At 63.7% G+C, this 24,941-nt stretch carries 23 protein-coding genes; 16 read left to right on the plus strand and 7 right to left on the minus strand.

The window, feature by feature from the left end; genetic code table 11:
• Position 1 precedes the first annotated feature (1 nt).
• From DAEP_RS0116520 to DAEP_RS0116545, 6 genes are all read left to right on the plus strand, one after another.
• Positions 2-871 carry a branched-chain amino acid ABC transporter permease gene (locus tag DAEP_RS0116520; protein WP_027245431.1) on the plus strand — a complete coding sequence of 290 codons (870 nt, stop codon included), beginning with the start codon at positions 2-4 and terminating at the stop codon, positions 869-871.
• On the plus strand, positions 864-1,844 hold the full coding sequence (locus DAEP_RS0116525) for a branched-chain amino acid ABC transporter permease (protein ID WP_008557899.1): 981 nt from the start codon (positions 864-866) through the stop codon (positions 1,842-1,844). Before DAEP_RS0116520 ends, DAEP_RS0116525 begins: the two co-directional genes overlap by 8 nt.
• On the plus strand, positions 1,841-2,608 hold the full coding sequence (locus DAEP_RS0116530; protein WP_027245433.1) for an ABC transporter ATP-binding protein: 768 nt from the start codon (positions 1,841-1,843) through the stop codon (positions 2,606-2,608). The genes DAEP_RS0116525 and DAEP_RS0116530 overlap by 4 nt, the downstream gene beginning before the upstream one ends.
• On the plus strand, positions 2,598-3,305 hold the full coding sequence (locus tag DAEP_RS0116535) for an ABC transporter ATP-binding protein (RefSeq protein WP_027245434.1): 708 nt from the start codon (positions 2,598-2,600) through the stop codon (positions 3,303-3,305). The genes DAEP_RS0116530 and DAEP_RS0116535 overlap by 11 nt, the downstream gene beginning before the upstream one ends.
• Positions 3,256-3,864: a hypothetical protein gene (locus tag DAEP_RS24000; RefSeq protein WP_036760773.1), complete on the plus strand. Its 609-nt coding sequence runs from the start codon at positions 3,256-3,258 to the stop codon at positions 3,862-3,864. The genes DAEP_RS0116535 and DAEP_RS24000 overlap by 50 nt, the downstream gene beginning before the upstream one ends.
• Before the next feature lie 242 nt (positions 3,865-4,106).
• A complete protein-coding gene (locus DAEP_RS0116545; RefSeq protein ID WP_051337513.1) occupies positions 4,107-4,763 on the plus strand; it encodes a helix-turn-helix domain-containing protein in 657 nt (218 codons plus the stop codon).
• Positions 4,764-5,053: 290 nt separating this feature from the next.
• Here DAEP_RS0116545 and DAEP_RS0116550 read toward each other — a convergent pair whose 3' ends face one another.
• From DAEP_RS0116550 to DAEP_RS0116565, 4 genes are all read right to left on the minus strand, one after another.
• Positions 5,054-6,100 (minus strand): heme-dependent oxidative N-demethylase family protein, encoded by a 1,047-nt coding sequence (locus tag DAEP_RS0116550; protein ID WP_027245437.1) that lies wholly within the window; start codon positions 6,098-6,100, stop codon positions 5,054-5,056.
• Positions 6,101-6,111: 11 nt separating this feature from the next.
• Positions 6,112-7,077, minus strand: coding sequence for a PDR/VanB family oxidoreductase (locus DAEP_RS0116555; protein ID WP_027245438.1), 966 nt, complete (start codon positions 7,075-7,077; stop codon positions 6,112-6,114).
• Positions 7,074-7,685, minus strand: a complete 612-nt coding sequence (locus tag DAEP_RS0116560; protein WP_027245439.1) for a dimethylamine monooxygenase subunit DmmA family protein — start codon at positions 7,683-7,685, stop codon at positions 7,074-7,076. The genes DAEP_RS0116555 and DAEP_RS0116560 overlap by 4 nt, the downstream gene beginning before the upstream one ends.
• A gap of 72 nt (positions 7,686-7,757) precedes the next feature.
• Complete coding sequence (locus DAEP_RS0116565) at positions 7,758-8,894, minus strand: aminomethyl transferase family protein (RefSeq protein WP_027245440.1); 1,137 nt, start codon at positions 8,892-8,894, stop codon at positions 7,758-7,760.
• Between the two features lie 563 nt (positions 8,895-9,457).
• Here DAEP_RS0116565 and DAEP_RS0116570 point away from each other — a divergent pair.
• From DAEP_RS0116570 to folD, 8 genes are all read left to right on the plus strand, one after another.
• Positions 9,458-10,831, plus strand: a complete 1,374-nt coding sequence (locus DAEP_RS0116570; RefSeq protein ID WP_027245441.1) for an ammonium transporter — start codon at positions 9,458-9,460, stop codon at positions 10,829-10,831.
• An 11-nt stretch (positions 10,832-10,842) separates the two neighbouring features.
• A complete protein-coding gene (locus DAEP_RS0116575) occupies positions 10,843-11,058 on the plus strand; it encodes a hypothetical protein (protein WP_008556441.1) in 216 nt (71 codons plus the stop codon).
• A gap of 132 nt (positions 11,059-11,190) precedes the next feature.
• On the plus strand, positions 11,191-12,087 hold the full coding sequence (locus DAEP_RS0116580; protein WP_027245442.1) for a class II glutamine amidotransferase: 897 nt from the start codon (positions 11,191-11,193) through the stop codon (positions 12,085-12,087).
• A 1-nt stretch (position 12,088) separates the two neighbouring features.
• Positions 12,089-12,772 (plus strand): GltB/FmdC/FwdC-like GXGXG domain-containing protein, encoded by a 684-nt coding sequence (locus DAEP_RS0116585; RefSeq protein ID WP_008554875.1) that lies wholly within the window; start codon positions 12,089-12,091, stop codon positions 12,770-12,772.
• Positions 12,773-12,790: 18 nt separating this feature from the next.
• Positions 12,791-14,122: an FMN-binding glutamate synthase family protein gene (locus tag DAEP_RS0116590; protein WP_027245443.1), complete on the plus strand. Its 1,332-nt coding sequence runs from the start codon at positions 12,791-12,793 to the stop codon at positions 14,120-14,122.
• Positions 14,123-14,198: 76 nt separating this feature from the next.
• Positions 14,199-15,530, plus strand: a complete 1,332-nt coding sequence (gene glnT, locus DAEP_RS0116595) for a type III glutamate--ammonia ligase (RefSeq protein ID WP_027245444.1) — start codon at positions 14,199-14,201, stop codon at positions 15,528-15,530.
• 287 nt (positions 15,531-15,817) lie between these two features.
• Positions 15,818-17,494 carry a formate--tetrahydrofolate ligase gene (locus tag DAEP_RS0116600; RefSeq protein ID WP_008554513.1) on the plus strand — a complete coding sequence of 559 codons (1,677 nt, stop codon included), beginning with the start codon at positions 15,818-15,820 and terminating at the stop codon, positions 17,492-17,494.
• A gap of 106 nt (positions 17,495-17,600) precedes the next feature.
• Positions 17,601-18,518: a bifunctional methylenetetrahydrofolate dehydrogenase/methenyltetrahydrofolate cyclohydrolase FolD gene (gene folD / locus DAEP_RS0116605; RefSeq protein ID WP_027243350.1), complete on the plus strand. Its 918-nt coding sequence runs from the start codon at positions 17,601-17,603 to the stop codon at positions 18,516-18,518.
• Positions 18,519-18,663: 145 nt separating this feature from the next.
• Here the strand turns inward: folD and DAEP_RS0116610 are convergent, their stop codons facing one another.
• The gene (locus tag DAEP_RS0116610) at positions 18,664-19,506 is read right to left on the minus strand and encodes an EamA family transporter (protein WP_027245445.1); all 843 of its coding nucleotides are present in this window, start codon (positions 19,504-19,506) and stop codon (positions 18,664-18,666) included.
• A 181-nt stretch (positions 19,507-19,687) separates the two neighbouring features.
• On the opposite strand from DAEP_RS0116610, the gene DAEP_RS0116620 reads away from it, so the two are divergent.
• Positions 19,688-22,057 carry a trimethylamine N-oxide demethylase gene (locus tag DAEP_RS0116620; protein ID WP_027245446.1) on the plus strand — a complete coding sequence of 790 codons (2,370 nt, stop codon included), beginning with the start codon at positions 19,688-19,690 and terminating at the stop codon, positions 22,055-22,057.
• Between the two features lie 30 nt (positions 22,058-22,087).
• Complete coding sequence (locus DAEP_RS0116625) at positions 22,088-22,504, plus strand: group II truncated hemoglobin (RefSeq protein WP_027245447.1); 417 nt, start codon at positions 22,088-22,090, stop codon at positions 22,502-22,504.
• A 112-nt stretch (positions 22,505-22,616) separates the two neighbouring features.
• Here the strand turns inward: DAEP_RS0116625 and DAEP_RS0116630 are convergent, their stop codons facing one another.
• Together DAEP_RS0116630 and DAEP_RS0116635 are read right to left on the minus strand one after the other, a co-directional pair.
• The gene (locus tag DAEP_RS0116630) at positions 22,617-23,879 is read right to left on the minus strand and encodes a glycerate kinase type-2 family protein (RefSeq protein WP_027245448.1); all 1,263 of its coding nucleotides are present in this window, start codon (positions 23,877-23,879) and stop codon (positions 22,617-22,619) included.
• Positions 23,880-23,959: 80 nt separating this feature from the next.
• Complete coding sequence (locus DAEP_RS0116635) at positions 23,960-24,937, minus strand: HpcH/HpaI aldolase/citrate lyase family protein (protein WP_027245449.1); 978 nt, start codon at positions 24,935-24,937, stop codon at positions 23,960-23,962.
• Between the last annotated feature and the right edge of the window lie 4 nt (positions 24,938-24,941).

Consider the following 24,941-nt stretch of genomic DNA (forward strand, 5'->3'; position numbering starts at 1 on the left):
GATGCTGGACCTTCTGGCGCAGACCGGCCTCAACGCCGTGTATGCTGCGAGCTATATTTCCCTTGTTGCTGTAGGGCTTGTGCTGATTTTTGGCGTCATGGGCGTGATCAACTTTGCCCATGGCGAACTGTTCATGGCGGGTGCCTATGCGATTGTGGCGCTTTACGCCGGGCTGAACGTGCCGTTCTTTCTGGCTGTGGCAGCGGGCCTGTTGTTTGTGGGCTGTCTGGGCCTCTTGATGGAGCGGGCGCTGTTCAGGCCCTTGAAGGATAATCCCTTGGGCGGGCTGGTTGCCTCCATCGGGTTCCTGATGATCCTGCAGGCGCTGGCGGTGATGGGGTTTGGCGTGCGGATGGTGCATATCCCGCCGGTCACGCAGGAGGTCATCGCCTTCAGTGACAAGGTGCGGCTGCCGGTTGCGCGGCTCTACGTGATCATTGCCGCCATCGTGCTGCTGTCGGCGCTGTGGTATTTCCTGAAGCGGACCAGGTTCGGCTGGGCGCTGCGGGCCTCGGCGCAGGATCCTGAGGCGGCGGCGCTGCAGGGGATTTCTATCACCCAGACCGCGCGCGTCGCCATGTTCATCGGCGCGGGGCTGGCGGGGATTGCCGGCGCACTTACGGCGCCGCTGGTCTCGGTCAATCCGCATATGGGGCATTCGGTGATCGTCACCGCGTTCATCGTCATTATCGTCGGCGGGGTCGGTTCGCTGGAGGGGGCCATCGTCGCCTCGGTCGCCTATGCGCTGGTGCATACCTTCGTGACCACCTTCTGGGACGGTGTTCTGGCCGACATCGTGGGTCTGTCGCTGATGCTGGTTGTGCTGATCGTCAAGCCCACCGGCCTGTTCGGGAGTGCGGACCGTGCCTAAGTTCCTGATCTGGATCGCGGCCCTTGCCGCGCTGGTTGCCCTGCCGCATGGGCTCAGCTTTTCGCAGCAGGAAATCCTGGTGTTCCTGACCATCAATGTGCTGCTGGTCGCCAGCTACCGGCTGCTGACCCTGACCGGGGAATGGTCGCTGGCCCATGTGGTGATCATGGGGGTGGGGGCCTATTCGTCGGCCTTGCTGACCAAGAAGCTGGGGGTCTATGTGCCGGTTTCGATGCTGCTGGGCGGGGTGATCGCGGCGCTGATCGCGGTGCTGCTGTCGTTCCCGCTGTTCCGGATGAAGGGGTTCTATTTCCTGATCGGATCGTTTGCGGCAGGGGAAATCATCCGCCTGCTGTGGAAGCGGTTCCGCGATCCCTTTGGCGGCGCCAAGGGGATCAAGGGGATCGACCCGATGCCGGATTTCTCGATCGGCTTCTACAAGTTCGATTTCTTCGAGCCCACGTCCTACTACTATTTCGCCGGTGTCATCGTTGCCTTCTGCCTGTGGATCCTGTGGCGGATCGAGAAGTCGCCGGTCGGCCTGACCTTTCATGCAGTGCATTGGCAGGACAAGCTGGCGCAGGCCTCGGGCGTGAATGTGCGGGCCTACCGGACGCTGGCCTTTGCCATCGCCTCGGGTTTTGCCGGGATCTCCGGCGCGCTGCTGGCGCATTATGTCGGCACCATCAATCCCACTGCGTTTGATATCGACCTGATGGTCTTTGTGCTGACCTGGGCGATTGTCGGCGGCACCGCCACGTTCTACGGGCCAATCCTGGGCTGCGTGGTTCTGACGGTGCTGAACGAGATTGTCCTGCGCGAGCTGGGGCTCGAGCAGATGCGGCCGCTGGTTTATGGCGCCATCATGATCCTGTCGATCCTGTTCCTGCCCAGCGGGCTGGAAAGCATCGTGCAGAAACTCACCAAAAGACGCGCTGCTGAGAGCGCGCCGGAACGGAGCCCGGCAGAATGACCGATTTTCTCGAAGTCAAAGGCCTGACCATGCGGTTCGGCGGGCTGACGGCGGTGGACAGCCTGTCGTTCAAGGTGGCGCATGGCACGATCCACGGCCTGATTGGCCCGAACGGGGCGGGCAAGACCACGACGTTCAACATGATTTCAGGCTTCTACAGGCCAAGCGGAGGGCGGGTGCTGCTGCGGGGGGAGGATATCTCCGGCCTGCAGATGCATGAGGTCGCCCGGCGCGGGGTGGTGCGGACCTTCCAGCACTCGACGCTGTTTGCGGAGCTGACGGTTCTGGAGAATGCGCTGGTCGGGACCCACATGCCGTTCCGCCCCAACATCTTTGCCGCCATCATCGGCTGGGACAGGGAGGACCGCAGCGGGGCTGAGGCGCGCGCCAGGGAGGCGCTGGAGTTCTTTGGCCTGGATCATCTGGTGCGGGAACGGGCGGGAGACCTGAGCCACGGGCATCAGCGGGCGCTGGGTATGGCGGTGGCCTATGCCAGTCATCCGGATGTGATCCTGCTGGACGAGCCGTTCACGGGCATGAACCCTGAGGAAACCCGGCAGATGATGGACCTGATGGAACGCCTCAGGGCGGACGGGATCACCATCCTGATCGTGGAGCATGACATGCAGGCGATCATGGGGCTGTGCGACACCATCACCTGCATGAGCTTTGGCAAGTTCCTGGCCGAGGGCGGCCCGCAGCAGATCCGCAACCATCCGGCGGTGATCGAGGCCTATCTGGGAGGCGCGCGCCATGTTGCTTGAGATGAAGAACATCGCCGTGAACTACGGCAAGATCAACGCGATCCGGAATATCTCGGTTGCGGTGCCGGAGGGAAAGATCGTCACCATCATTGGCGCCAACGGGGCGGGCAAGACCACCACGCTGCGGGCGATGTCGGGGATGCTGCCGGTCGCCGCGGGGGAGATCACGTTCGAAGGCAAGCGGATCGACCATCTGCCCGCGCATAAGGTGGCGGCCAATGGCATCGCCCATGTGCCGGAGGGGCGGCGGGTCTTTCCGGATATGACGGCGGAGGAGAACCTGCGCACGGGGGCGTTCCTGCGCAAGGACAAAGCGGCGGTCGAGGCGGATCTGGAGGATGTCTTCACCCGCTTCCCGCGCCTGCGCGAGCGGCGCGCCCAGATGGCCAAGACCATGTCCGGCGGCGAGCAGCAGATGCTGGCGATTGGACGCGCGCTGATGTCCAAGCCGCGGCTGCTGCTGATGGATGAGCCGTCGATGGGGCTGGCGCCGGTCATTGTCGAGGAAATTGCCCGGATTATTGAGGAGATCAACGCAAACGGCCTGTCGGTGGTGCTGGTCGAGCAGAACGCCGAACTGGCGCTGGAGCTTGCCGATTACGCCTATGTTCTGGAAACCGGAAATGCAGCAATGGAGGGGCCTGCAGATGAGCTTCACGGAAACGAACACGTCCGCGCCGCGTATCTGGGGCTTTAGGCGGGATGCAGAATTGCGGGCCGCGCGCGAGGCGGGCTGGTCGCGGGCCGATCTGGCTTGGGAGCGGCTGATGGAACGGGCGCTGGCGGCGGCCGCGGCAGGGCGTTCGCGCCAAGCAATGCGCCTGTTCCGGCTGGCGGATCTGCTGGCGCGGGCGGCGTTTCCGGCCGCGGATCTGCGCCGGGCTGCGGCGCCTGCCAATCTGGCGGTGCTGCACTTCCGGCGCGGCGGGCTGGCGGAGGCGGAGCGGCTGCAGGCCCGCGCCCTGCGGGTCTGGGCCGGAGCGGCAGTGCAGGTCGCGGCGATGCGGATTGCGCCGCGCAGCCGGTCGTCGCTGTTTCACCTGCGGATGGAGGCGCTGCACCGGGACACGTTCCACGCCAATCTGAAAACCCGTGTGGGGCGGATCGCGGCAGAGACCGGGGAAACATTGCGCAACCTGACCTCGGGCCGGGCGGTGCTGCACCGCCACGCCAGCCGCTGGCGCGGCGAAAAGCCTGCGGTGTTTGACGGCACCCGCAAAGTGCTGGGGGCCTGCCTGCTGCTGATAGACGGCTGAGTTAAATCTGTGATTGTGCTGCATGGCGCTGGAACCCGGGCCGGATGGCCCGGGTTTTGCTGGTTGCGGCTGTGCGGGCCGGTGCCCCGGGGCAACTATTTTCCCCCCGGACCCGGCAGGGGCTTGGGAAAAACCTGTAACGGCAGTAAAATAATTTTCGCGTGGTTTCTTGCGCTTGGAAAAGTTTTTGCGTATGCGCCGCTGCGCGCTTGTCAGAGGCCGTCAATAAGGAAGATAACACAGTGGCTAAACCTAAAGACGATACCGACGCAGTGGCAAATAACCTTTCCCAAGATCCGCACCGTGTCCGCGAGGGCTCCGAAAAAGTCCTGGAAGTGGCGATCGGCCGCGAAGTGCGGTCGTTCCGGCGCCAGCAGGGGATCACGGTGGCGGATCTGGCCAATCTGACCGGCTTGTCCATCGGGATGCTGTCGAAGATCGAAAACGGCAACACCTCTCCGTCGCTGACCACGCTGCAACTGCTGGCCAATGCGCTGAGCGTGCCGATCACCTCGTTCTTCCGCCGGTTCGAGGAGACCCGCGAGGCCGTGCACACGAAAGCCGGGGAAGGTGCGGAAACCGAACGCGCGGGCACCCGGGCAGGGCACCAGTATCAGCTTCTGGGCCATCTTGGCGCCAATGCCTCCGGCGTGATGGTGGAACCTTACATGATCACCCTGACCGAGGAGTCGGATGTCTTCCCGACCTTCCAGCATGACGGTATCGAGATGCTCTACATGCTGGAGGGCGAGGTGGATTACCGCCACGGCGACAAGGTGTTTTCGCTGAAGCCGGGCGACACGCTGTTCTTCGACGCCGATGCGCCGCACGGGCCGGAAAGCCTGGTCAAGCTGCCTGCGCGCTATCTGTCAGTTATCTCCTACCCGCAGTCGAGCTGAAGTACCCGGGGCGGGCTCCCGCCTGTTCCGGGCCATCTGACGATGCCCCTGCACAGTTGGGCCCGGCGCCGCGCGATGCGCGGCGCGGTTGCGTTTTGCGGCAGGCCCTGCGGGCGCTGCCCGGCCCAACGCCGCGCAAGGGGCAGGCGCAGCCTGCCATCTGATGCGGGGGCGGGAGGGCTTCGTGCATCCCTGACGGCAAAAAGAAACTGCCGGAGCCAGGGGCAGCGGCAGTTAGTGAAGCGGGCCTAAGTGACAGGGGTAGGGACGGCCCGCAAGTCCGCTCGGGATCAGTTGTCGTCGGGCCAGATGCCGTCTGAGGTCGGGCTGCCGTCGTCAAACTGCGAGAGCCATTCCACCATCAGCGGCCGGTTGTCGATGAAGCCCTTGTAGGCCGCCAGCTCCTCCGGCAGGTCGCGGATCACCCGGTGCAGGCGGCGGGCCCATTTCGGCACCGTCACCAGATCGTTGAAGCTGATCAGGTAGCAGCGGATCGGGAACACCAGCGCGTTGGAGCGGGGCAGCCGGAAGAAGGTTTGCAGCTCGACCCGCAGGTGCTGCTTCTCGCCGATGTTCTCCATCGTCAGCCCCTGCTTCATCACGCCCCATTTGTGGTAGTTCTCGGGGCTGGTGTCCAGGAGAGGGTTCACCGTCATCGTCCAGTTCAGGCGGCGGGCGGGCTGGCCCTGCTGGATGTTGAGCAGGAACTTCAGCGCCCGCACGAAGATACCCATCTCATGCGCCTTGGGTACCGGCGCGTGCCATTCAAAGAAGTTCATGCCGATATCGAAGTCCAGCGACCAGTCGGCCTGGGTGGTGACCATGCCGGCGTCCATCCACAGGTTGTCGTCGCGCTGGTCGAGCACCGCAAAGTCACCCTGGGTCTGGCGGGTGATGTATTCCATCGGGCCGTAGGGCAGGGTGCTTTCGTCGAGGAAGGTGAAGGTGTCGTCGATGCCTAACGGCTTGTTCACCCAGCGCCAGCGGTTGCCTTCTTTATGCAGTTCGAACAGGTCCGGGTATTCGGCCGCCTTGGCTTCCATGATCAGCTCTACCAGATCCCAGCCTGCCAGCGTCATGTGCGGCAGCGACTGGCAGCGCAGCGGGTCATTGGCCAGCACCCGGGCGCGGTCGCGCATTTCCGAGACATAATGCTCGTCCACGTCGAAGGTGCGTTCGAATACCGAGCCGGGCCGGTAGGATTTGTGCGGCTCCATGTTTACCGAATACATGTAGCTGTCTTCGTGGAACGGGAAGGGGAAGCGCTTGATCGCCCATTCCGAGTTCTTGAAGGTGAAGTCGCCGTGGAAGGTTTCGTCGTTGAATTGAATGGTCATTTCTCGTTTCCTCAGCGGTCCAGAACCAGTGTCTTGCCTTCAAAGCGCGACACGCAGGGCATGATGTGCTTGCCGCCGGCCTTTTGTTCATCCGTCAGCCAGTGGTCGTAGTGCAGGAACTTGCCGTCATAGCCGATGACATTGGTCTCGCACTGGCCGCAGGCGCCGCCGCGGCAGAGGTAGGGGGCGTCGATGCCGGCCGCTTCCAGCGCTTCCAGCAAGGACTGGTGCTCCCCGACTTGCACGATCTTGTTGGAGACCGCGCATTTCACCTCAAACGGTTTCCCGGAGGCCGGTGCCAGGAATTCCTCGGAATGCACCGCCTCGCGCGGCCAGCCCATCTCCCCGGCGGTGGAATGCACCCAGTTGATCATGCCCTTGGGACCGCAGACGTAGACATGGGTGCCAAGCGGCTGGTTGGCGAGCAGGGTCTTGAGGTCGATCGCCTCGTTCTGGTCGTCATGGTAGATGTGGACCTTGCCCGGGTAGCGCTCTGACAGCTCCTTGGCGTAAGTGCCCAGAGAAGCGGTGCGGACCGCGTAGTGCAGCTCGAAATGGCCGCCCATCATCGCAAGCTGATGCATCTGCGCCATGAAAGGGGTGATGCCGATACCGCCCGCCAGCATCAGGTGCTTCTTGGCGCGCAGGTCCAGCGAGAACAGGTTCACCGGGTTGGAGATCACCATCTCCATCCCCTCCTTGACCCTGCCGTGCATGAACCTGGAGCCGCCGCGGCCTTGATCGTCGCGCCGCACCGAGATGGTATAGGCGCCGCGGTCGGCCGGGTTGGACATCAGGGAATAGGCGTTCAGCCGGGTGATATCGCCGTCCTGCATTTCCACAACGGTATGCGCCCCGCCCGAGAAGGTGGGCAGGTCGCCGCCGCCGGTGCGGACGAATTTGAAACGGGTGACCAGATCGTTGACCGGTTTGACCTCGGCCACGGTGACATTCAGTTTTGCGGTGCCAGCACTCATTTGAACAGCTCCACTTTCTCGGGGATGTTGCCCGGATCCTCGGCATCCACCCGCACCCCCTGGAAGGCGGCGAGGCGGCGCGAGTAGTGATCGCGCACGAACAGGCTGAGGCCGCAGTGGCTGCATTCGAACGGGTCGGTGGTGACGTCCTCGGTGATGCCCTTGCAGTGCACGCACTGCATGCGCCGCGCGGTGGAGCCGCGGTGTTCGGTCTGGATCGCGGTGTGCGGGATGCCGGCGGCGGTGGCCTCGGCCATGGCCTGGCCCATCAGGCCTTCGGTGCCGCTCAGATACACCTGAGTGCCCATGTGGCAATCCTGCAAGGCGCGGCGGATGCGGCTTTGCGCGGCCTCATAGGAGGGGCCTGCGTAGAACTGGCCGGCACCCAGTTCTTCCAGCTGGCTGCTGTATGCGGTGCCGGTTGTCTTGGGGATGTAGATGATGTGGGCCTTGGCCCAGAAGGCCTTGTCCACCGATTTGGCCAGATCCAGGATCGCCTCGGCGCCTTCGGCGTCGGCAATCATCAGGTGGCCGCTGCCGGAGCGGGCTTCAAGCTCGCCGTAGACCGGGCGGCTGGTGATGGAAGGGGGAAATTGGGTCTTAGACATGTGGGTCGCTTTTCCTGCAGTCCGGGTGAACGGAAGCGGGCGCCCCCGGAACGGGGACGCCCGGAATTCGGCTCAGCCTTTTGCGGTCCGGCGTTTCTTTTCCGGATCGTGGAACGGCATTTCCGCTGCGACGCAGGGGATTTCGCCGGTGGAGTTCTTGACGGTCAGCGGCATTCCGGGTTCGGCGCAGTCGACCGGCATGCGGGCGATGCCCACGTTGTGCTCATTCAGGGGCGAGTACATGCCGATGGTGACAACGCCGACCTGCTTGCCGTCGCGCAGGAGCGGCGCGCCTTCTTCGGCGGGCTCTGTGCCTTCCAGCTTGACGCCGTAGATCTTGAAGCGCTCCTTGCCTTTCAGGCGGTAGTGCTCCTCGGCGCCGCGGAAGCCTGTTTTGCCCGGCGAGACGGTGAAGTCGAGGCCCAGTTCCCACAGGGTGTCGCCGCATTTCTCGTTCTCGAAGGGATACATTTCCGAGTTATCAAAGGGGAAGAACAGCAGGTAGCTTTCGGCGCGCAGAAGGTCGAGGGTGGTGAAGCGGGTCGGGATGATACCCATTGGCGCGCCTTTTTCGACCAGATTGTCCCAGATATGCGGCGCGTCCTGGCCGCGGCAGAAGATCTCATAGCCGCGCTCGCCGGTGTAGCCGGTGCGGGAGATGGTCACCGGCTTGTCGAACAGGGTGGTGTGGATGTGGCTGAAATAGACCACGTCGCGGATGCCGGGCACGCCCTGTTTTTCCAGGAAGTCGACCGCCAGCGGCCCCTGCAGAGAGATGTCGTGCAGGTTGTCGTCAAACCGGATGTCGACGTCGCGGCCCTGCGCCGCCATGGTCAGCTGCTCGTGGCCCTGGCCGGAGCCGTGCACCACCATCCAGCTGTTCGGTCCCATGCGGTAGATCACGCAGTCGTCGACGAACTTGCCTTCGTCGTTCAGCATGCAGGCATAGGTGCTGCGGCCGGGTTTGATCTTTTCCACGTTGCGGGTGGTGGCCCGGTCGATCACGTGGCTGGCATGCGGGCCGACGATATGGACCTTCTTCAGGCCGGACACGTCCATGAAGCCCGCCTTGGTCCGGATCGCCATGTATTCTTCGGTCTGGTCCTTGTCATAAGACCAGGCGGTGCCCATGCCGCTCCAGTCTTCCAGATCCGAGCCCATCGCCCGGTGGCGGTCAGCAAGGGTTGAGAAGCGCCAGGATGCAGTCATTGTCTAAGTCTCCCTATTGGTGCGGACCAAAATTGTTGATTTGGTTCCTTTGGTCTGGTCCAGTTAGCCAAGAGAGGGGGCGTTGTGTCAATGAATTTTCCTATCAGGAAAAAGATTTCGCCTAAAAGGCCGATTCCCCATGGCTTTGCGGCATGGATTGGCCTGAAATGGTCTTTTTGGCAGCCGGCTTGGGGTTGCGGGCGCTGCCCGTTGACCCGCTTCGAGTGAGAATCGGAGGCCTTCAGCGCCGGAGATTCGCGCGATTCCGCCGCAAACGGGCCATGCCGGTAAGGCTCCGACTGCTGACCGGGGCTGCCGGGCGCACGCAGGCCCCAGGCGGGCTTCAGGCGGCGGGTGAGCGCTGTAAGCCGTTGGACGGGCGGGCGAAGAGAACTGCGGCGGACCCGGCAGGGCGGGCGCTTGGGAGGCTGCCACTTTTCCCTCAGTGAATAAACTTTCACATGATTATTGACAGATTTGCACCCTGAGACCCAGAATAAAGGAAAATAATATTCCCAAGAGGCAAAAATGCCCGGGAGCACTGCCAACAGGAGGGTAAAACATTGGATGGAAATCTGAACGCGTTAACAACCGTGTTCACCGAGTTCTACTACTGGGTGACGGTTGTCTTCATGTTCCTCATTCACGTGGGGTTCTGCATGTATGAGGTCGGCGCCAGCCGCCACCGGAACCATATGCACACACTGATGAAGAACATCATGATCATTCCGCTGGTCACGGTGACATTCTTCTTTTTCGGCTGGTGGATCTACTGGGCCTTTCCCAGCTTCCCGTTCTTCGGCGGGCTGAACTATGAGGCGGGGGCGGCGAACCTGCCGTGGTCGCAGAACATGGCCACCAACCTGTCCGACCGGATCACCGGCGTGTTCTGGGCGGCGTTTCTGCTGTTCTCCTGGACCGCCGCCTCGATCGTGTCCGGTGCGGTCATCGAACGGATCCGCTCCTCTGCTCTTTGGGTGCATGCGGTGATGATCGGATCGGTGTTCTGGATCATCGACGCCGCCTGGGGCTGGCATGCCGAGGGCTGGATGGTGAAATACCTGGGCTACCATGATGCCTATGCCTCCGGTGTGATCCACGCGATTGCCGGCGGTTACGCGCTGGGCGTGATCATGGTGCTGGGTCCGCGGCTGGGCAAGTTTGCCGCCGATGGCACCCCGCGGGATATTCCGCCGCATAACCCCTGGATGCTGACCATCGGGATCTTCCTGATCTATTCCGGTTTCTGGGGCTTTTACGCCGCGTGCAACATCCCGGTGATCTCGCCCGAAGGGATTGGCGGGATGCTGACCGGCGACACCTGGACGGCCACCAATATCTACCTGGCGCCGACGTCGCTGTCCGCGATCACTTTCAACTTCCTGATGTCGCTGTCGGGCGGTCTGATGGCGGCCTATGTGGTGTCCAAGGGCGATGCCTTCTGGACCTTCTCCGGCGGTCTGGCGGGTATCATCACCGCTTCAGCGGGCAACGATCTGTATCATCCGATCCAGGCGATGCTGGTCGGCGCTGTGGGTGTCGTGGTCGTCTACAAGCTGCACTACTGGGTGGAGCGCACCTTCAAGCTGGATGACGCGGTGGGCGCCGTTGCGGTGCATGGCTATTCCGGCGTTGTCGGCCTGATCATCGCGGGCTTCCTGCTGTGGGGCGCGCCAAGCTCGCCTTATGAAGGTTTCGCCACGGTGAACCCGGTCGGCCAGGTGGTTGGTGCGGTGATCATGTTCGGGGTGCTGGGCTGGCTGCCGGGCTTCGTGATCGCCAAGATGCAGGCCGCCGCAGGCGTTCTGCGGATCCCGGTGGAGGTCGAGCTGCAGGGCCTCGATTACGCCGAACACCATGCCTACGAAGATGCCAAGGCCGAGATCATTGCCGCCGACAAGGCTGCACTGAATGGCGGCGGCGTACCAGCTGAATAAGGAGAATTGAAATGTCTACGATCGGTTACGACAGCTGGGCGGTGGATCTGGCAGAGGTTGGGGCGGTCTATCCGTTCCAAGGGTCAGAGGGGCTGATGGTTGTCCTTGGGGTGGTCTTCTGGATCGCCTGGCACAGGATCCAGTTCGTCCGCGAGGGCCAGCACCTGGAGAAGGCCAAGCAGATGGGAGACACGGAAAAAATCCACAATCTGCTGGAGAAGTATTGATCTTTCCAGGTCAGGGGCGCGCCAATCGGCGCGCCCTTTCTTTCCTTCGTAGGAAAATAAGTTTCATAAGAGTTGAATGGCGGATCGCAAACTGCTAGCGTTGATTCGAGATGAAAAGCAGGAGGCACACCCATGTGCGGGATTGTCGGTCTTTTTCTGAAAGACAAATCACTTGAGCCGAAACTGGGCGATATGCTCACCGATATGCTCATCACCATGACGGACCGCGGTCCGGACAGCGCGGGCATTGCGATCTATGGCGCGAACGCGGACGGGCGGGCCAAACTCACCGTGCAGTCCGACACGCCGGAAGCGGCCTTTGACGGGCTGGACGGCGCGCTGGCCGAAGCGCTGAGCGCCGATGTGTCGATCCGCGTGATCGACACCCACGCGGTTCTGGAATTGCCCGCGGGCAAGGAAGAAGAGGCCCGCAGCGCGCTGGCCGAACTGCGTCCGGGCCTGCGTGTCATGAGCGCGGGCGACACCATCGAGATCTACAAGGAAGTGGGCCTGCCCGAGAAGGTCGCCGAGCGGTTCAACGTGCGCGGCATGAGCGGCAGCCACGGCATCGGCCACACCCGCATGGCCACCGAATCCGCCGTGACCACCGAGGGCGCGCATCCGTTCTCCACCGGCTCCGACCAGTGCCTGGTGCACAATGGGTCTCTGTCCAACCACAACGCGCTGCGCCGCAAGCTGCGCCGCGAAGGCGTGCGGATCGAAAGCCAGAACGATACCGAAGTGGGCGCGGCCTATCTGACCTGGAAGATGCAGAACGGCGCCACCCTGGGCGAGGCGCTGGAGGGCAGCCTGGAGGACCTGGACGGCTTCTTCACCTTTGTGGTCGGCACCAAGGACGGCTTCGGCGTGGTCCGCGACCCGATCGCCTGCAAACCGGCCGTAATGGCGGAGACCGACCAGTATGTGGCGTTCGGCAGCGAATACCGCGCGCTGGTGAACCTGCCGGGCATCGAAGACGCCCGCGTCTGGGAGCCCGAACCCGCAACCGTTTACTTCTGGAACCACTAAGATGCAGACATATGATCTTGAAGCAAATGGCCTGCGCGGTCTGAATTCGGCCCTGCAGGAACTGAACGGCAGCTCCAACAAGACCGCCTGGGAAATCGTCAACCCCAAGGGCAGCCATGCGATTGCCGTGGGGTTGAACTCGCCCATTGAAGTCACCGTTAAGGGCTCCACCGGATACTATTGCGCCGGTATGAACCAGCAGGCGACCGTCAGGGTCGAGGGGTCGGCCGGCCCCGGCGTGGCGGAAAACATGATGTCCGGCACCGTGATCGTCGAAGGCGACGCCAGCCAGTATGCCGGCGCCACCGGCCATGGCGGCCTGCTGGTGATCAAGGGCAATGCCTCGTCCCGCTGCGGCATCTCGATGAAGGGCATCGACATCGTCGTGCACGGCAACATCGGCCACATGTGCGCCTTCATGGCGCAGGCGGGCAACCTGGTGGTGCTGGGCGACGCAGGCGATGCGCTGGGCGACAGCTGCTACGAGGCGCGGTTCTTCGTGCGCGGCACCGTGAAGAGCCTGGGCGCCGACTGCATCGAGAAGGAAATGCGCCCGGAGCATATCGAGATTCTCAAGGATCTGCTGGCCCGCGCCGGCGCCGATGCCAAGCCGGAGGAGTTCAAGCGCTACGGGTCCGCCCGCAAGCTCTACAACTTCGACGTCGACAACGCGCAAGCGTACTAAGGACAGGGATCACTAGACATGGATAGCAATAAAATCCCCCGCACGGTCCCGATCCAGTCGGCGACCTTCTCGAACCCGATCAACGCGGAAATCCGCCGCGCGGCGGCCACCGGGATCTATGACATCCGCGGCGGCGGCGCCAAGCGCCGGGTGCCGCATTTCGACGATCTTCTGTTTCTCGGCGCCTCGATCTCGCGCTACCCGCTGGAGGGCTACCGCGAGAAATGTGAAACCAAGGTGACACTGGGCACCCGTTTTGCCAAGAAGCCGATTGAGCTGGATATCCCGATCACCATCGCTGGCATGAGCTTTGGCGCGCTGTCCGGCCCCGCCAAGGAAGCCCTGGGCCGCGGCGCATCCGCTGCGGGCACCTCGACCACCACCGGCGATGGCGGCATGACCCCCGAAGAACGCGGGCATTCCACCAAGCTGGTCTACCAGTACCTGCCGTCCCGTTACGGCATGAACCCGGACGACCTGCGCAAGGCGGACGCGATTGAGGTCGTGGTCGGCCAAGGCGCCAAGCCCGGCGGCGGCGGCATGCTGCTGGGCCAGAAGATTTCCGACCGCGTTGCGGAAATGCGCACCCTGCCGAAGGGCATCGACCAGCGCTCCGCCTGCCGGCACCCGGACTGGACCGGCCCGGATGACCTGGAAATCAAGATCCTGGAGCTGCGCGAAATCACCGGTTGGCAGGTGCCGATCTATGTTAAGGTCGGCGGCACCCGCCCCTATTACGACACCGCGCTGGCGGTGAAGGCCGGTGCAGACGTTGTGGTTCTGGATGGGATGCAGGGCGGCACCGCCGCCACCCAGGACGTGTTCATCGAACATGTCGGCCTGCCGACGCTCGCCTGTATCCGCCCTGCCGTGCAGGCGCTGCAGGACCTGGGTGTTCACCGCGAGGTGCAGCTGATCGTCTCTGGCGGCATCCGCACAGGCGCCGATGTGGCCAAGGCGATGGCGCTGGGCGCGGACGCGGTCGCGATCGGCACCGCGGCGCTGATTGCGCTGGGCGACAATGACCCGAAGTGGGAAAGCGAGTACCAGAAACTGGGCACCACCACTGGCGCCTATGACGACTGGCACGAAGGCAAGGATCCGGCGGGCATCACCACCCAGGACCCGGAACTGATGAAACGCCTGGACCCGGTCGATGCGGGCCGCCGCCTGCGCAACTACCTCAAGGTGATGACGCTGGAAGCCCAGACCATCGCCCGCGCCTGCGGCCACAACCACCTGCATAATCTTGAGCCCGAGGATCTGTGCGCCCTGACCATGGAGGCCGCCGCGATGGCGCGGGTGCCGCTGGCCGGGACCGACTGGTACCCGGGCAAGGCAGGGTTCTGACGATTGGCGGGGCGCGGCTGGCAACAGTCCGCGCCCCATTTCTGAAATACGTACAACAGGGAAAGGAAGTAGGACCATGACGACAGATCTGGCTGCTTTCGCAAAAGAAAAAGGCGTCAAATACTTCATGATCTCGTTCACCGACCTGTTCGGGGGGCAGCGCGCCAAACTGGTGCCGGCGCAGGCGATCGCGGACATGCAGGAAGACGGGGCCGGCTTTGCCGGTTTTGCCACTTGGCTTGACCTGACGCCCGCACATCCGGACATGCTGGCGGTGCCGGATCCTGCTTCGGTGATCCAGTTGCCATGGAAGCCGGAGGTCGCCTGGGTGGCGGCGGACTGCGTGATGGAAGGCGAGGACGTGGCCCAGGCGCCGCGCAACGTGCTGCGCCGCCTGATCAAGGAAGCCGCGGACGAGGGCCTGCACGTTAAGACCGGTATCGAGGCCGAGTTCTTTCTGCTGTCGCCGGACGGGGAGCAGATTTCCGACCCCTTCGATACGGCTGAAAAACCCTGCTATGATCAGCAGGCGGTGATGCGCCGCTATGACGTGGTGCGCGAGATCTGCGACTATATGCTGGAGCTGGGCTGGGGCCCGTACCAGAACGACCATGAGGACGCCAACGGACAGTTCGAAATGAACTGGGAGTTCGACGATGCGCTGTCGACCGCCGACAAGCACAGCTTCTTCAAGTTCATGACCAAATCGGTCGCGGAAAAGCACGGTTACCGCGCGACCTTCATGCCGAAACCGGTCGAGGGTCTGACCGGCAACGGCTGCCACGCCCATATCTCGGTCTGGGACGCGCCGGGCAAGGATGCCCGGGTCAACGTCTTTGCCGGTGAGAAGGGCGCGGGCCAGATTGCCGAACTGGGCCTGTCGGAGCAGGGCGGCTGGTTCCTGGGCGGCATCATGAAACACGCCTCGGCCCTGGCGGCGATAACCAACCCGACCGTGAACTCGTACAAGCGCATCAACGCGCCGCGCACGATGTCGGGCGCCACCTGGGCGCCAAACACCGTGACCTGGACCGGCAACAACCGCACCCATATGGTGCGCGTCCCCGGCCCCGGCCGGTTTGAGCTGCGCCTGCCCGACGGTGCGGTGAACCCCTATCTGCTGCAGGCGGTGATCATCGCGGCGGGCCTCTCCGGCATCCGCGCCAAGGCCGACCCCGGCCCGCGCCACGACATCGACATGTACGCCGAAGGCCATACCATCACCGACGCGCCGAAGCTGCCGCTCAACATGCTGGATGCGCTGCGTTTCTACGACAAGGACGACGGCCTGAAGGCGATGATGGGCGAGGCGTTCTCCGCTGCCTACCTGAAGATGAAACAGCAGGAGTGGAACTCCTTCGTCAATCACTTCTCCCGCTGGGAGAAGGACAACACGCTCGACATCTGATTCCCCGTTCCGGCCTGCGGGCCGGATCTCTATGGCCCGGGCAACGCCTGGGCCCTTTTTGTTTGCGGCAGCGCCTGCCGCATATGCGCCGTGTTCACCTGGAGTGAAATTCTGCCTGTTTCCTATTGGCGGCGGAAAGGCGGAAAATGCCGGGTCTGGCCCCGGAAAGGGGGCAAGAGGGTGTTGACGGTTAGGAAAATAAATTGAGTAATAGGAATATATCTTGCCTCGCAATCAAAGATTGCCGCGGGGCGTGACCCGGAACGGATGGCAGCAGGGAGATGGCCATGAGCTACAAGAGTGACATTGAGATCGCGCGGGACGCGCAGAAGAAGCCGATCCAGGAGATTGGGGCGAAGATCGGGATTTCCAATGACGATCTGCTGCCCTACGGCCATGACAAGGCGAAGGTGAGCCAGCGGTTCATCAACTCTGTGCAGGACCGCGAAGACGGCAAGCTGATCCTGGTGACCGCGATCAACCCGACACCGGCGGGCGAAGGCAAGACCACCACCACCGTGGGCCTGGGCGACGGGCTGAACCGGATCGGCAAGAACGCGATGATCTGCATCCGCGAAGCGTCGCTGGGGCCGAACTTCGGCATGAAGGGCGGCGCTGCGGGCGGCGGCTATGCCCAGGTGGTGCCGATGGAGGAGATGAACCTCCACTTCACCGGCGACTTCCACGCGATCACCTCGGCGCATTCGCTGCTGTCAGCGATGATCGACAACCACATCTACTGGGGCAACGAGTGCGAGATCGACGTGCGCCGCGTCGCCTGGCGCCGGGTGGTCGACATGAACGACCGGGCGCTGCGCCAGATCACCGCCTCCCTCGGCGGCGTCTCCAACGGCTTCCCGCGCGAGACCGGCTTTGACATCACCGTGGCCTCGGAAGTGATGGCGATCCTGTGCCTGGCCAATGACCTCAAGGACCTGGAGCAGCGCCTGGGCGACATCATCGTGGCCTACCGCCGCGACAAGACCCCGGTCTACTGCCGCGACATCAAGGCCGAGGGCGCGATGACCGTTCTGCTGAAGGACGCGATGCAGCCGAACCTGGTGCAGACCCTGGAAAACAACCCGGCCTTCGTGCACGGCGGCCCGTTCGCCAACATCGCGCATGGCTGCAACTCGGTGATCGCCACCAAGACCGCGCTGAAAGTGGCCGATTACGTGGTCACCGAGGCGGGCTTCGGCGCTGACCTTGGCGCCGAGAAGTTCATGAACATCAAGTGCCGCAAGGCGGGCATCGCGCCCTCCGCAGTGGTGGTCGTGGCCACCGTGCGGGCGATGAAGATGAACGGCGGCATCGCCAAGGCCGACCTCGGCGCCGAGAATGTCGAGGCGGTCAAGAAGGGCTGCGCCAACCTCGGCCGCCACATCGAGAACGTCAAATCCTTCGGCGTGCCGGTGGTGGTTGCGATCAACCACTTCGTGACCGACACCGAGGCCGAGGTGCAGGCGGTGAAGGACTACTGCGGCAGCCATGGCGTCGAAGCGGTGCTGTCGCGCCACTGGGAGCTGGGCTCCGAAGGCTCTGCCGATCTGGCGCAGAAGGTGGTGGAGCTGGCCGATTCCGGCAAGGCGAACTTCTCGCCGATCTACCCGGACGACATGCCGCTGTTTGAGAAGATCGAGACCATCGCCAAGCGCATCTACCGCGCCGACGAGGTGCTGGCCGATCAGAAAATCCGCAACCAGCTGAAGGAATGGGAAGAGGCGGGCTATGGCAGCTTGCCGGTCTGCATGGCAAAAACCCAGTACTCCTTCACCACCGACCCGAACCGCCGCGGCGCGCCCGTGGGCCATTCGGTGCCGGTGCGCGAAGTGCGGCTCTCGGCCGGCGCGGGCTTCATCGTGGTGGTCTGCGGCGAGATCATGACAATGCCGGGCCTGCCGCGCACCCCGGCGGCGGAGACCATCCGCCTGAATGCGGACGGCCAGATCGAAGGCCTGTTCTGAGCCGGCACAGACGGAATGCAGCGGCCCGGGGACACCCGGGCCGCTGAAGCTTTGAGATGACGGGACCGGATCCGGGGGCGGCCCCCCGGCGGAAAGGAAGAGAGCAATGGCAGCAACAGTGATTGACGGCAAGGCCTTTGCGGCCAAGGTGCGCGGCCAGGTGGCGGAGCATGTGGCGCGGCTGAAAGAGGAGCATGGCATCACCCCCGGCCTGGCGGTGGTGCTGGTGGGCGAGGACCCGGCCTCCCAGGTCTATGTCCGCTCCAAGGGCAAGAGCACCGTCGAGGTGGGCATGAACTCGTTCGAGCACAAGCTGGACGCGGGCACTTCCGAGGCCGACCTGCTGGCGCTGATCGATCAGCTGAACAGCGACGCGTCCGTGCATGGCATCCTGGTGCAGCTGCCGCTGCCGAAGCATCTGGACGAAGATCTGGTGATCAACGCGATCGCGCCGGAGAAGGACGTGGACGGCTTCCACATCTCCAACGTGGGCCTTCTGGGCACCGGCCAGAAGTCGATGGTGCCCTGCACGCCGCTGGGCTGCCTGATGATGCTGCGCGAGCACCACGGGAGCCTCTCGGGCCTGGACGCGGTGGTGATCGGCCGCTCCAACATCGTCGGCAAGCCGATGGCGCAGCTTCTCTTGGGCGACAGCTGCACCGTGACCATCGCGCATTCGCGCACCAAGGACCTGCCGGAGGTGGTGCGCCGCGCCGATATCGTGGTGGCGGCGGTGGGCCGTCCGGAGATGGTGCCGGGCGAGTGGATCAAGGAAGGCGCGACGGTGATCGACGTCGGCATCAACCGCATCGATGCGCCGGAGAAGGGCACCAATGAGGACGGAAGCGTCAAGACCCGTCTGGTGGGGGATGTGGATTACGCCTCGGCCGCGGAGCGCGCGGGCGCCATCACCCCGGTGCCGGGCGGCGTCGGCCCGATGACCATCGCCTGCCTGCTGGCCAACACCGTGACCGCCGCCTGCCGCGCCAACAACCTGGCGGAGCCGGAAGGCCTGACCGCGTAAGCGCAGCGCAAAACAGCAGCGGCTGAAACCAGCGCTCCCGCCGGACGCCTCCGGCGGGGTGAGCGGGGTTCCTGGAAACGCTCCAGTGGAGCGTTTCCCACGCGAAGGGGCGGAGCCCTTTCTGGAAAGATGAAAGAGGCGGGGGTCAGAAGCCCAGGCAGGCTATGCCGCCGAAGGTGACGGCAACACTGATCCACTGCGCGCGGTTCATGTTTTCGCGCAGCACAAGCCAAGCCAGAACCACTGTGACCAGGCCAAAGAGAGACGCGCCGACCGAGGCAAATTCAGGCCGGGGCAGGGTGCCGGAGTACATCACCACCCCAAGCGCAAATGCGTCCAGCGCCCCCATCAGGCACAGGAGCGGCAGCATCTTGCGGGAAGGCATTTGAACCGTCCGGGCGGCAAGCGCCAGGCCGAGCAGGATCAGGATAGCGGCGGTGCGGGTCACGATCAGCACCGGCAGTTCCGCGCCTGCCTGGGTAGCAGCCTGGCCTGTGGCAAAGGTGAGTGCAAAACCGATGGCGCCGGCCAGCCCCCAGGCCGCCGCCTGCAGGCTGGCCGGGCTTCCGTCGTCTTCTGTCGCGAAAACCGCGATGCAGCCAACCCCGCCAACCACTGCCGCGACGGCGAGCCAGTGGCCCGGTCCGACCGGCTGGCCCTGCAGCATCGCCATGCCAAGCGACAGCACAGGGTAGGCGCCGATCAGCGGTGCCACCAGCTTGACCGGTCCCAGCGCAAAGGCGCGGTAGAGCGCATAAGATGCCAGGGCGAAGAGTGCGCCGGACAGCCCTGCCAGCCGGGCCGCGGGCAGAGTCATCGCCTGCCAATTGCCAAAGGCAAGGGCTGCCGCGGCCACCAGAATCGCCCCGCTGGCAAAGACGGTCAGCATGGCAGGCAGGATACCGGTTCTTTGTGAGACAAACCGGACGCAAAGGTCGTGCAGGCCCCAGGCAAGGGCAGCGGCAAGGCCAAGGAACAGCGCGTGCATGGCGGTTATCCTTTCGTTTGCGGCATTCACCCCGAGGAAAATGACGCATCCCGGGCATTTTCCGTTTTTCCGCTGAAAATCAACATGTTTGTTGATTAGAGTGGCGGAAGGCAATATTCTTTTCAATAAATAAATATTCCGGCTGTGCAATTTTCGGCTGGAGTTCAACGGGAGATGCGCGATGAACGATATGAGCTTCCCTGACGTCGTGAAAGGGCCGCCGAGGCCTTCGGGACTGTATCAGCCGTCGGTGTTTTCGCTGCCGAAAGGAACCGAACGCTACGCCGTCGAAGGCTGTGGCGCGATCCTGATCCGGGTGGAAACCGGCGACCGGCTGACGGTGATCAATGACGAGGGCGGCCAGCCCTGCGAGATCTTTGCGGCCGGGGACAATGGGCGCATCGACGCGGGGATCATTGGCGCGGCTCGCAATAGCGATGCAAGCGGGCTGAAGGCGCTGCTGACCTCCTCCGACCAGTCCTTGCGCGGTCTGCGCATGGGGATGGAAGCGCGCGGCATAAACCTGGCGCAGGGCGGCGCGGTGCGGTTCTTCGATGCGGCGACGCCTGCCAAGACCGAAGAAAGCTTTACCGCGCAGCGCGATGGCGTGGTGATCGTCGCTGCCCCTGGCGGGATCATGGACTTCGAGAAGCAGGATACGGCCACCTCCCTGACGGTCATGGTCAAGCGCGCGGTGATCAAGCAGGTGGCGCGGTTTGAGCTGCCCGACCCGCTGGCGGAGCCGGTCAATGAGGTGCGGGTGCATAGCGCCACCGCAGAAAGCTATTTCGTGAAGGCCGGCGATTACATCCAGATCATTGACGTGGATGGCCGCCAGTGCACGGATTTCCAGTGCTTTGCCGCCCGAAAACTGGACAAGGGCGTGGAGCACGCGCTGGATGTGACCACTACCCGGACGCTGATGGGCCATGCCTATCCGATGCCCGGCCTGCATGCGAAATATTATGATCAGGACATGCTGCCGCTGGTCGAAGTGGTACAGGACACGGTGGGGCGGCATGATGCCTTTGCCCTGGCCTGTGCTGCGAAATACTACGACGACATCGGCTATCCCGGGCATGTGAACTGCTCGGATAACTTCAACGGCGCGCTGGCGGCCCATGGGGTGACGCCGCGCGCGGGCTGGATGGCGATCAACTTCTTCTTCAACACCGGCTTGGACGAGCATGGCGTGATGTATGCTGATGAGCCCTGGACCCGGCCCGGCGACTATGTGCTGCTGAGGGCGCTGACCGATCTGGTCTGTGTCAGCTCTGCCTGCCCGGATGACACCAGCGCCGCCAATGGCTGGAACCCCACTGACATTCACGTCCGCACCTACAGCGGCCAAGAGAGTTTCAAGCGGGCGATTGCGTTCCGCGCGACCCCTGAATCGGAGCCCAAGATGACCAAGGAAACCGGTTTCCACGACCGCCTCAGCAAGATGACCCGCAACTTTGTCGAGTATAACGGATTCTGGCTGGCCAATTGCTATGCCAGTTCCGGGCCGCTGGAGGAATACTGGGCCTGCCGTGAGAAATGCGTGGTGCTGGACCTGTCGGCCCTGCGAAAGTTCGAGATCACGGGTCCGGATGCCGAGGCGCTGTGCCAGTACATTTTCACCCGCAATATCAAGAAGCTGGCGGTGGGTCAGGTGGTCTATACCGCGATGTGCTACCCGCACGGCGGGATGATCGACGATGGCACCGTGTTCCGCCTGGGCAAGGACAACTTCCGCTGGATCGGCGGCTCGGATTATGGCGGTGAGTGGATCCGCGAGCAGGCGGAGAAGCTGGGGCTGAATGTGCTGATCCGTTCCTCGACCGATATGCAGCACAATATCGCGGTGCAGGGGCCGGAGAGCCGCGATCTGCTGAAGAAGATCATCTGGACGGCACCGCATAATCCAACGCTGGAGGAACTGGGCTGGTTCCGCTTCACGCCAGCACGCATCGGCGATGACCAGGGCGTGCCGGTGGTGGTGTCGCGGACCGGGTATACCGGCGAATTGGGGTATGAGATCTTCTGCCATCCGAAACATGCAGGCCAAGTGTTTGACGCGGTCTGGGCGGCCGGGCAGGACCACGGCATCCGCCCGATGGGGCTGGAGGCCTTGGACATGGTGCGGATTGAGGCCGGGCTGATCTTTGCCGGTTATGACTTCTCCGATCAGACTGACCCGTTCGAGGCGGGTATCGGCTTCACCGTGCCGCTGAAGTCGAAGGAGGATGACTTCATCGGCCGCGATGCGCTGATCCGGCGCAAGACCACGCCTGCGCGCAAGCTGGTGGGGCTGGACATCGACTCGGCGATCGACGTGGGCCATGGCGATTGCGTGCATATCGGCCGGGCACAGATCGGCGAGGTGACGTCTTCGATGCGTTCGCCGCTCTTGGGCAAGAACATCGCGCTGGCGCGGGTGGACGTGTCTTGTTCCGAGGTTGGAACCGAAGTGGAAATCGGCAAGCTTGACGGGCATCAGAAACGGCTGCCGGCCAAGATTGTACCCTTTGCGCATTACGATCCCAAGAAGACCCGGCCTCAATCCTGAGGCCGGCCGCTCTCGGGGCTGGGAGGTTAAATGGTTCAGAAGCTGATTGAACAGATTGGCGGTGAGGAAGTGCTGCGCGCGCTGGTCGAGCGGTTCTACGATATTGTCGAGGAAACCGAGGCCGGTGCGCAGATCGTCAAGCTGCACAAGCGGGGGCATGGGATGGATCATGCCCGGATCGAGCAGTTCAATTTTCTGTCCGGCTTCATGGGCGGGCGCAGGTACTACGAGGAAAAGCATGCGCATATGGACGTGAAACTGATGCACGCCCATGTGCCGATCACCGAAGAAGACGCCGAGAACTGGCTCAGGTGCATGGATCAGGCGCTGACAGAGCTGAAGCTGGAGGGGCCGCATGTGGAGCGGCTGCGGCAGGTGTTCCGGCGGGTGGCCTTGATGCTGGTGAATGATCTGGCCGAGTGGGGCGAGACGCGCGCGACGGCCTGAGCGCACCGCCTGTTGCCGCTGCGGGAGCCTCCCCTTTCGGCGGCAAAGCCGTCTGGCGGGCAGCCGGACGGACGGGTTTCAGGAAAGAGGGAAAGCGGGAGTGGTACTGGGATCAGCCGGGCCGCCTCAGGAAGACCTGCACGTCGGCCACATTGGTGCCGGTGCCGCCTGTGATCAGCAGCGCGTCCGCGGCTTTGAGGGCGGCGTGGCTGTCATTGTTGGCCAGCAGCGCGTCCGGGTCCAGGCCTGCGGCCTTGATCGCGTCCCAGGTGGCGGGGGTTGCGACGCCGCCGGCGGCGTCCGTGGGGCCGTCGCGCCCGTCAGTGCCGCCAGACAGGAACAGCCAGTCGCCGCTGAGCCGTTCCGCACCAAGTTTGGCGACGCGCAGGGCAAGCTCCTGGTTGCGCCCGCCGGCGCCGCTGCCGCGGAGCTGCACCGTGGTTTCGCCGCCGAAGATGAGCGCGACGGGTTTGTCGTTGGGGGCGGTTTCCGCCGCTTTTACCACGGTTTCGGCTGCCTCGGCCACATCGCCCACCAGCCTGTGCGAAACCAGCTTGGGGGTCCAGTCATCAGCTGCGGCGGCCATCATTGCCTTGAGGCTGTGGCGGTTTGAGCCGATCAATGTGTTGGTGGCCTGGGGCGGGACGTCCCGGACCTCTTCAAGCGCGCTGAGATGCTTTCTGACGGCCTCTGGCACGCTGTCCCAGAGGCCCGCGCGCTGCAGGAACTTCCGTGCCTGGGTGCGGGCGCCGATCGGTGCCACGGTGGGGCCGGAGGCAATGGCGCGCAGGTCGTCTCCGATCACGTCGGACAGGATGAAGGCTTGCACCTGAGCCGGCGCGGCATGGCGCAGCAAGCCGCCGCCCTTGATGTCCGACAGCTGCTGGCGGATCAGGTTCATCTCGTTGATCTCAAGGCCCGAGGCGAGCAGCAGCTGGTTCACCGCGGTCTTGTCCGCCAGCGTGAGGCCCGGGGCAGGGGCCACCATCAGGGCCGAGCCGCCGCCGGAAATCAGCGCGATCAGCCGGTCATCCGGGCCAAGGGAATCCGCCAGTTCAATGGCTGCCTGACCTGCCGCGGCGCTGCTTTCATCCGGCACCGGATGGGCACCGCAGATCACCCTGGCGCCAGGAATGTCCGTGTAATTCTCGGGGTTTGTGATTGCCAGCGCCTGGCTGGTGCCGGGGATCAGAGACAGCGCCTCCCGCATCATCGGGAGGGCGGCTTTGCCCACGGCCAGCAGCACATTTCTGCCGCCTTCTGGCAGCGGGGAGAGCGGTGACACCTCTAGCTGCGCGCGCAGGGCGCGCGCCGGGTCTGCGCGGTCGACAGCGGCCTGGAACAGGGCCTTGGCGGTGGTCAGCAATCCGGTCATCTGCGTCTCCCTGGCATAGCGCCGCTTAGCCGCCCCGGCACAAGCCAGGGCGGCGTAAGGTCTTGAAACCGAACGGCGGCTTAGTTGCCGGCGATCTGCTTGGCTTTTTCCACCAGCACTTCTGCCTGACGGATCGAGGCGTAGTCAATCAGGCGGCCGTCCAGCGATACCGCGCCTTTGCCGGCGGCTTCAGCCTCTGCCATCGCTTCCAGAATGCGGTGCGCCTTGGTGATTTCCGCGTCCGACGGTGACATTACTTCGTTGGCCAGCTCGATCTGGCTCGGGTGGATGGCCCATTTGCCCTCGCAGCCCAGCACCGCGGCGCGTTTGGCGGCGGCCTTGTAGCCTTCCGTGTCCTGGAAATCGCCGAACGGGCCGTCAATCGGGCGCAACCCGTTGGCGCGGGCGGCAACCACCATGCGGGCCAGCGCATAGTGCCACATATCGCCCCAATGCACATCGCGCGAGCCGTCTGCCGCCGGGTCGGTCAGCACCGCGTAATCCGGGTTCACACCGCCGATGATGGTGGTGCGGGCGCGGGTCGATGCAGCATAGTCTGCCACGCCGAAATGCAGCGATTCATTGCGCTTGGAGGCTGCGGCAATTTCACTCACGTTCTGCATGCCGAGCGCTGTCTCAATGATGTGCTCGAAGCCGATCCGCTTTTTGTAGCCTTTGGCGTCTTCGATCTGGGTGACCAGCATGTCGACGGCGTAAACATCGGCGGCGGTGCCCACCTTGGGAACCATGATCAGGTCGAGGCGTTCGCCTGCCTGTTCAACGACATCCACGACATCGCGGTACATGTAGTGGGTGTCGAGCCCGTTGATTCGCACCGACATGGATTTGTTGCCCCAGTCGATTTCGTTCAGGGCTTTGATGATGTTCCTGCGGGCCTGGTCTTTCTCGTCCGGCGCAACCGCGTCTTCGAGATCCAGGAAGATCACGTCGACGTCCGATTTTGCAGCTTTTTCAAACATCTGCGGCTGGGATCCGGGGATTGCCAGCTCGCTGCGGTTCAGGCGGCCAGGGGCCTGTTCGACGGTATGAAACGACATGGGT

This window comes from Leisingera daeponensis DSM 23529 (assembly GCF_000473145.1).
Taxonomy (GTDB): Bacteria; Pseudomonadota; Alphaproteobacteria; order Rhodobacterales; family Rhodobacteraceae; genus Leisingera; species Leisingera daeponensis.

What these genes read in the sequence shown, in the direction of transcription:
- DAEP_RS0116520 (WP_027245431.1), top strand. Translation starts at nt 2, where the DNA reads ATGCTGGACCTTCTGGCGCAGACCGGCCTCAACGCCGTGTATGCTGCG.
- DAEP_RS0116530 (WP_027245433.1), top strand. Translation starts at nt 1,841, where the DNA reads ATGACCGATTTTCTCGAAGTCAAAGGCCTGACCATGCGGTTCGGCGGG.
- DAEP_RS0116535 (WP_027245434.1), top strand. Translation starts at nt 2,598, where the DNA reads ATGTTGCTTGAGATGAAGAACATCGCCGTGAACTACGGCAAGATCAAC.
- DAEP_RS24000 (WP_036760773.1), top strand. Translation starts at nt 3,256, where the DNA reads ATGAGCTTCACGGAAACGAACACGTCCGCGCCGCGTATCTGGGGCTTT.
- DAEP_RS0116550 (WP_027245437.1), bottom strand. Translation starts at nt 6,100, where the DNA reads ATGACCATTCAATTCAACGACGAAACCTTCCACGGCGACTTCACCTTC.
- DAEP_RS0116555 (WP_027245438.1), bottom strand. Translation starts at nt 7,077, where the DNA reads ATGAGTGCTGGCACCGCAAAACTGAATGTCACCGTGGCCGAGGTCAAA.
- DAEP_RS0116560 (WP_027245439.1), bottom strand. Translation starts at nt 7,685, where the DNA reads ATGTCTAAGACCCAATTTCCCCCTTCCATCACCAGCCGCCCGGTCTAC.
- DAEP_RS0116565 (WP_027245440.1), bottom strand. Translation starts at nt 8,894, where the DNA reads ATGACTGCATCCTGGCGCTTCTCAACCCTTGCTGACCGCCACCGGGCG.
- DAEP_RS0116575 (WP_008556441.1), top strand. Translation starts at nt 10,843, where the DNA reads ATGTCTACGATCGGTTACGACAGCTGGGCGGTGGATCTGGCAGAGGTT.
- DAEP_RS0116580 (WP_027245442.1), top strand. Translation starts at nt 11,191, where the DNA reads ATGTGCGGGATTGTCGGTCTTTTTCTGAAAGACAAATCACTTGAGCCG.
- DAEP_RS0116585 (WP_008554875.1), top strand. Translation starts at nt 12,089, where the DNA reads ATGCAGACATATGATCTTGAAGCAAATGGCCTGCGCGGTCTGAATTCG.
- DAEP_RS0116590 (WP_027245443.1), top strand. Translation starts at nt 12,791, where the DNA reads ATGGATAGCAATAAAATCCCCCGCACGGTCCCGATCCAGTCGGCGACC.
- glnT (WP_027245444.1), top strand. Translation starts at nt 14,199, where the DNA reads ATGACGACAGATCTGGCTGCTTTCGCAAAAGAAAAAGGCGTCAAATAC.
- DAEP_RS0116600 (WP_008554513.1), top strand. Translation starts at nt 15,818, where the DNA reads ATGAGCTACAAGAGTGACATTGAGATCGCGCGGGACGCGCAGAAGAAG.
- folD (WP_027243350.1), top strand. Translation starts at nt 17,601, where the DNA reads ATGGCAGCAACAGTGATTGACGGCAAGGCCTTTGCGGCCAAGGTGCGC.
- DAEP_RS0116610 (WP_027245445.1), bottom strand. Translation starts at nt 19,506, where the DNA reads ATGCACGCGCTGTTCCTTGGCCTTGCCGCTGCCCTTGCCTGGGGCCTG.
- DAEP_RS0116620 (WP_027245446.1), top strand. Translation starts at nt 19,688, where the DNA reads ATGAACGATATGAGCTTCCCTGACGTCGTGAAAGGGCCGCCGAGGCCT.
- DAEP_RS0116625 (WP_027245447.1), top strand. Translation starts at nt 22,088, where the DNA reads ATGGTTCAGAAGCTGATTGAACAGATTGGCGGTGAGGAAGTGCTGCGC.
- DAEP_RS0116630 (WP_027245448.1), bottom strand. Translation starts at nt 23,879, where the DNA reads ATGACCGGATTGCTGACCACCGCCAAGGCCCTGTTCCAGGCCGCTGTC.
- DAEP_RS0116635 (WP_027245449.1), bottom strand. Translation starts at nt 24,937, where the DNA reads ATGTCGTTTCATACCGTCGAACAGGCCCCTGGCCGCCTGAACCGCAGC.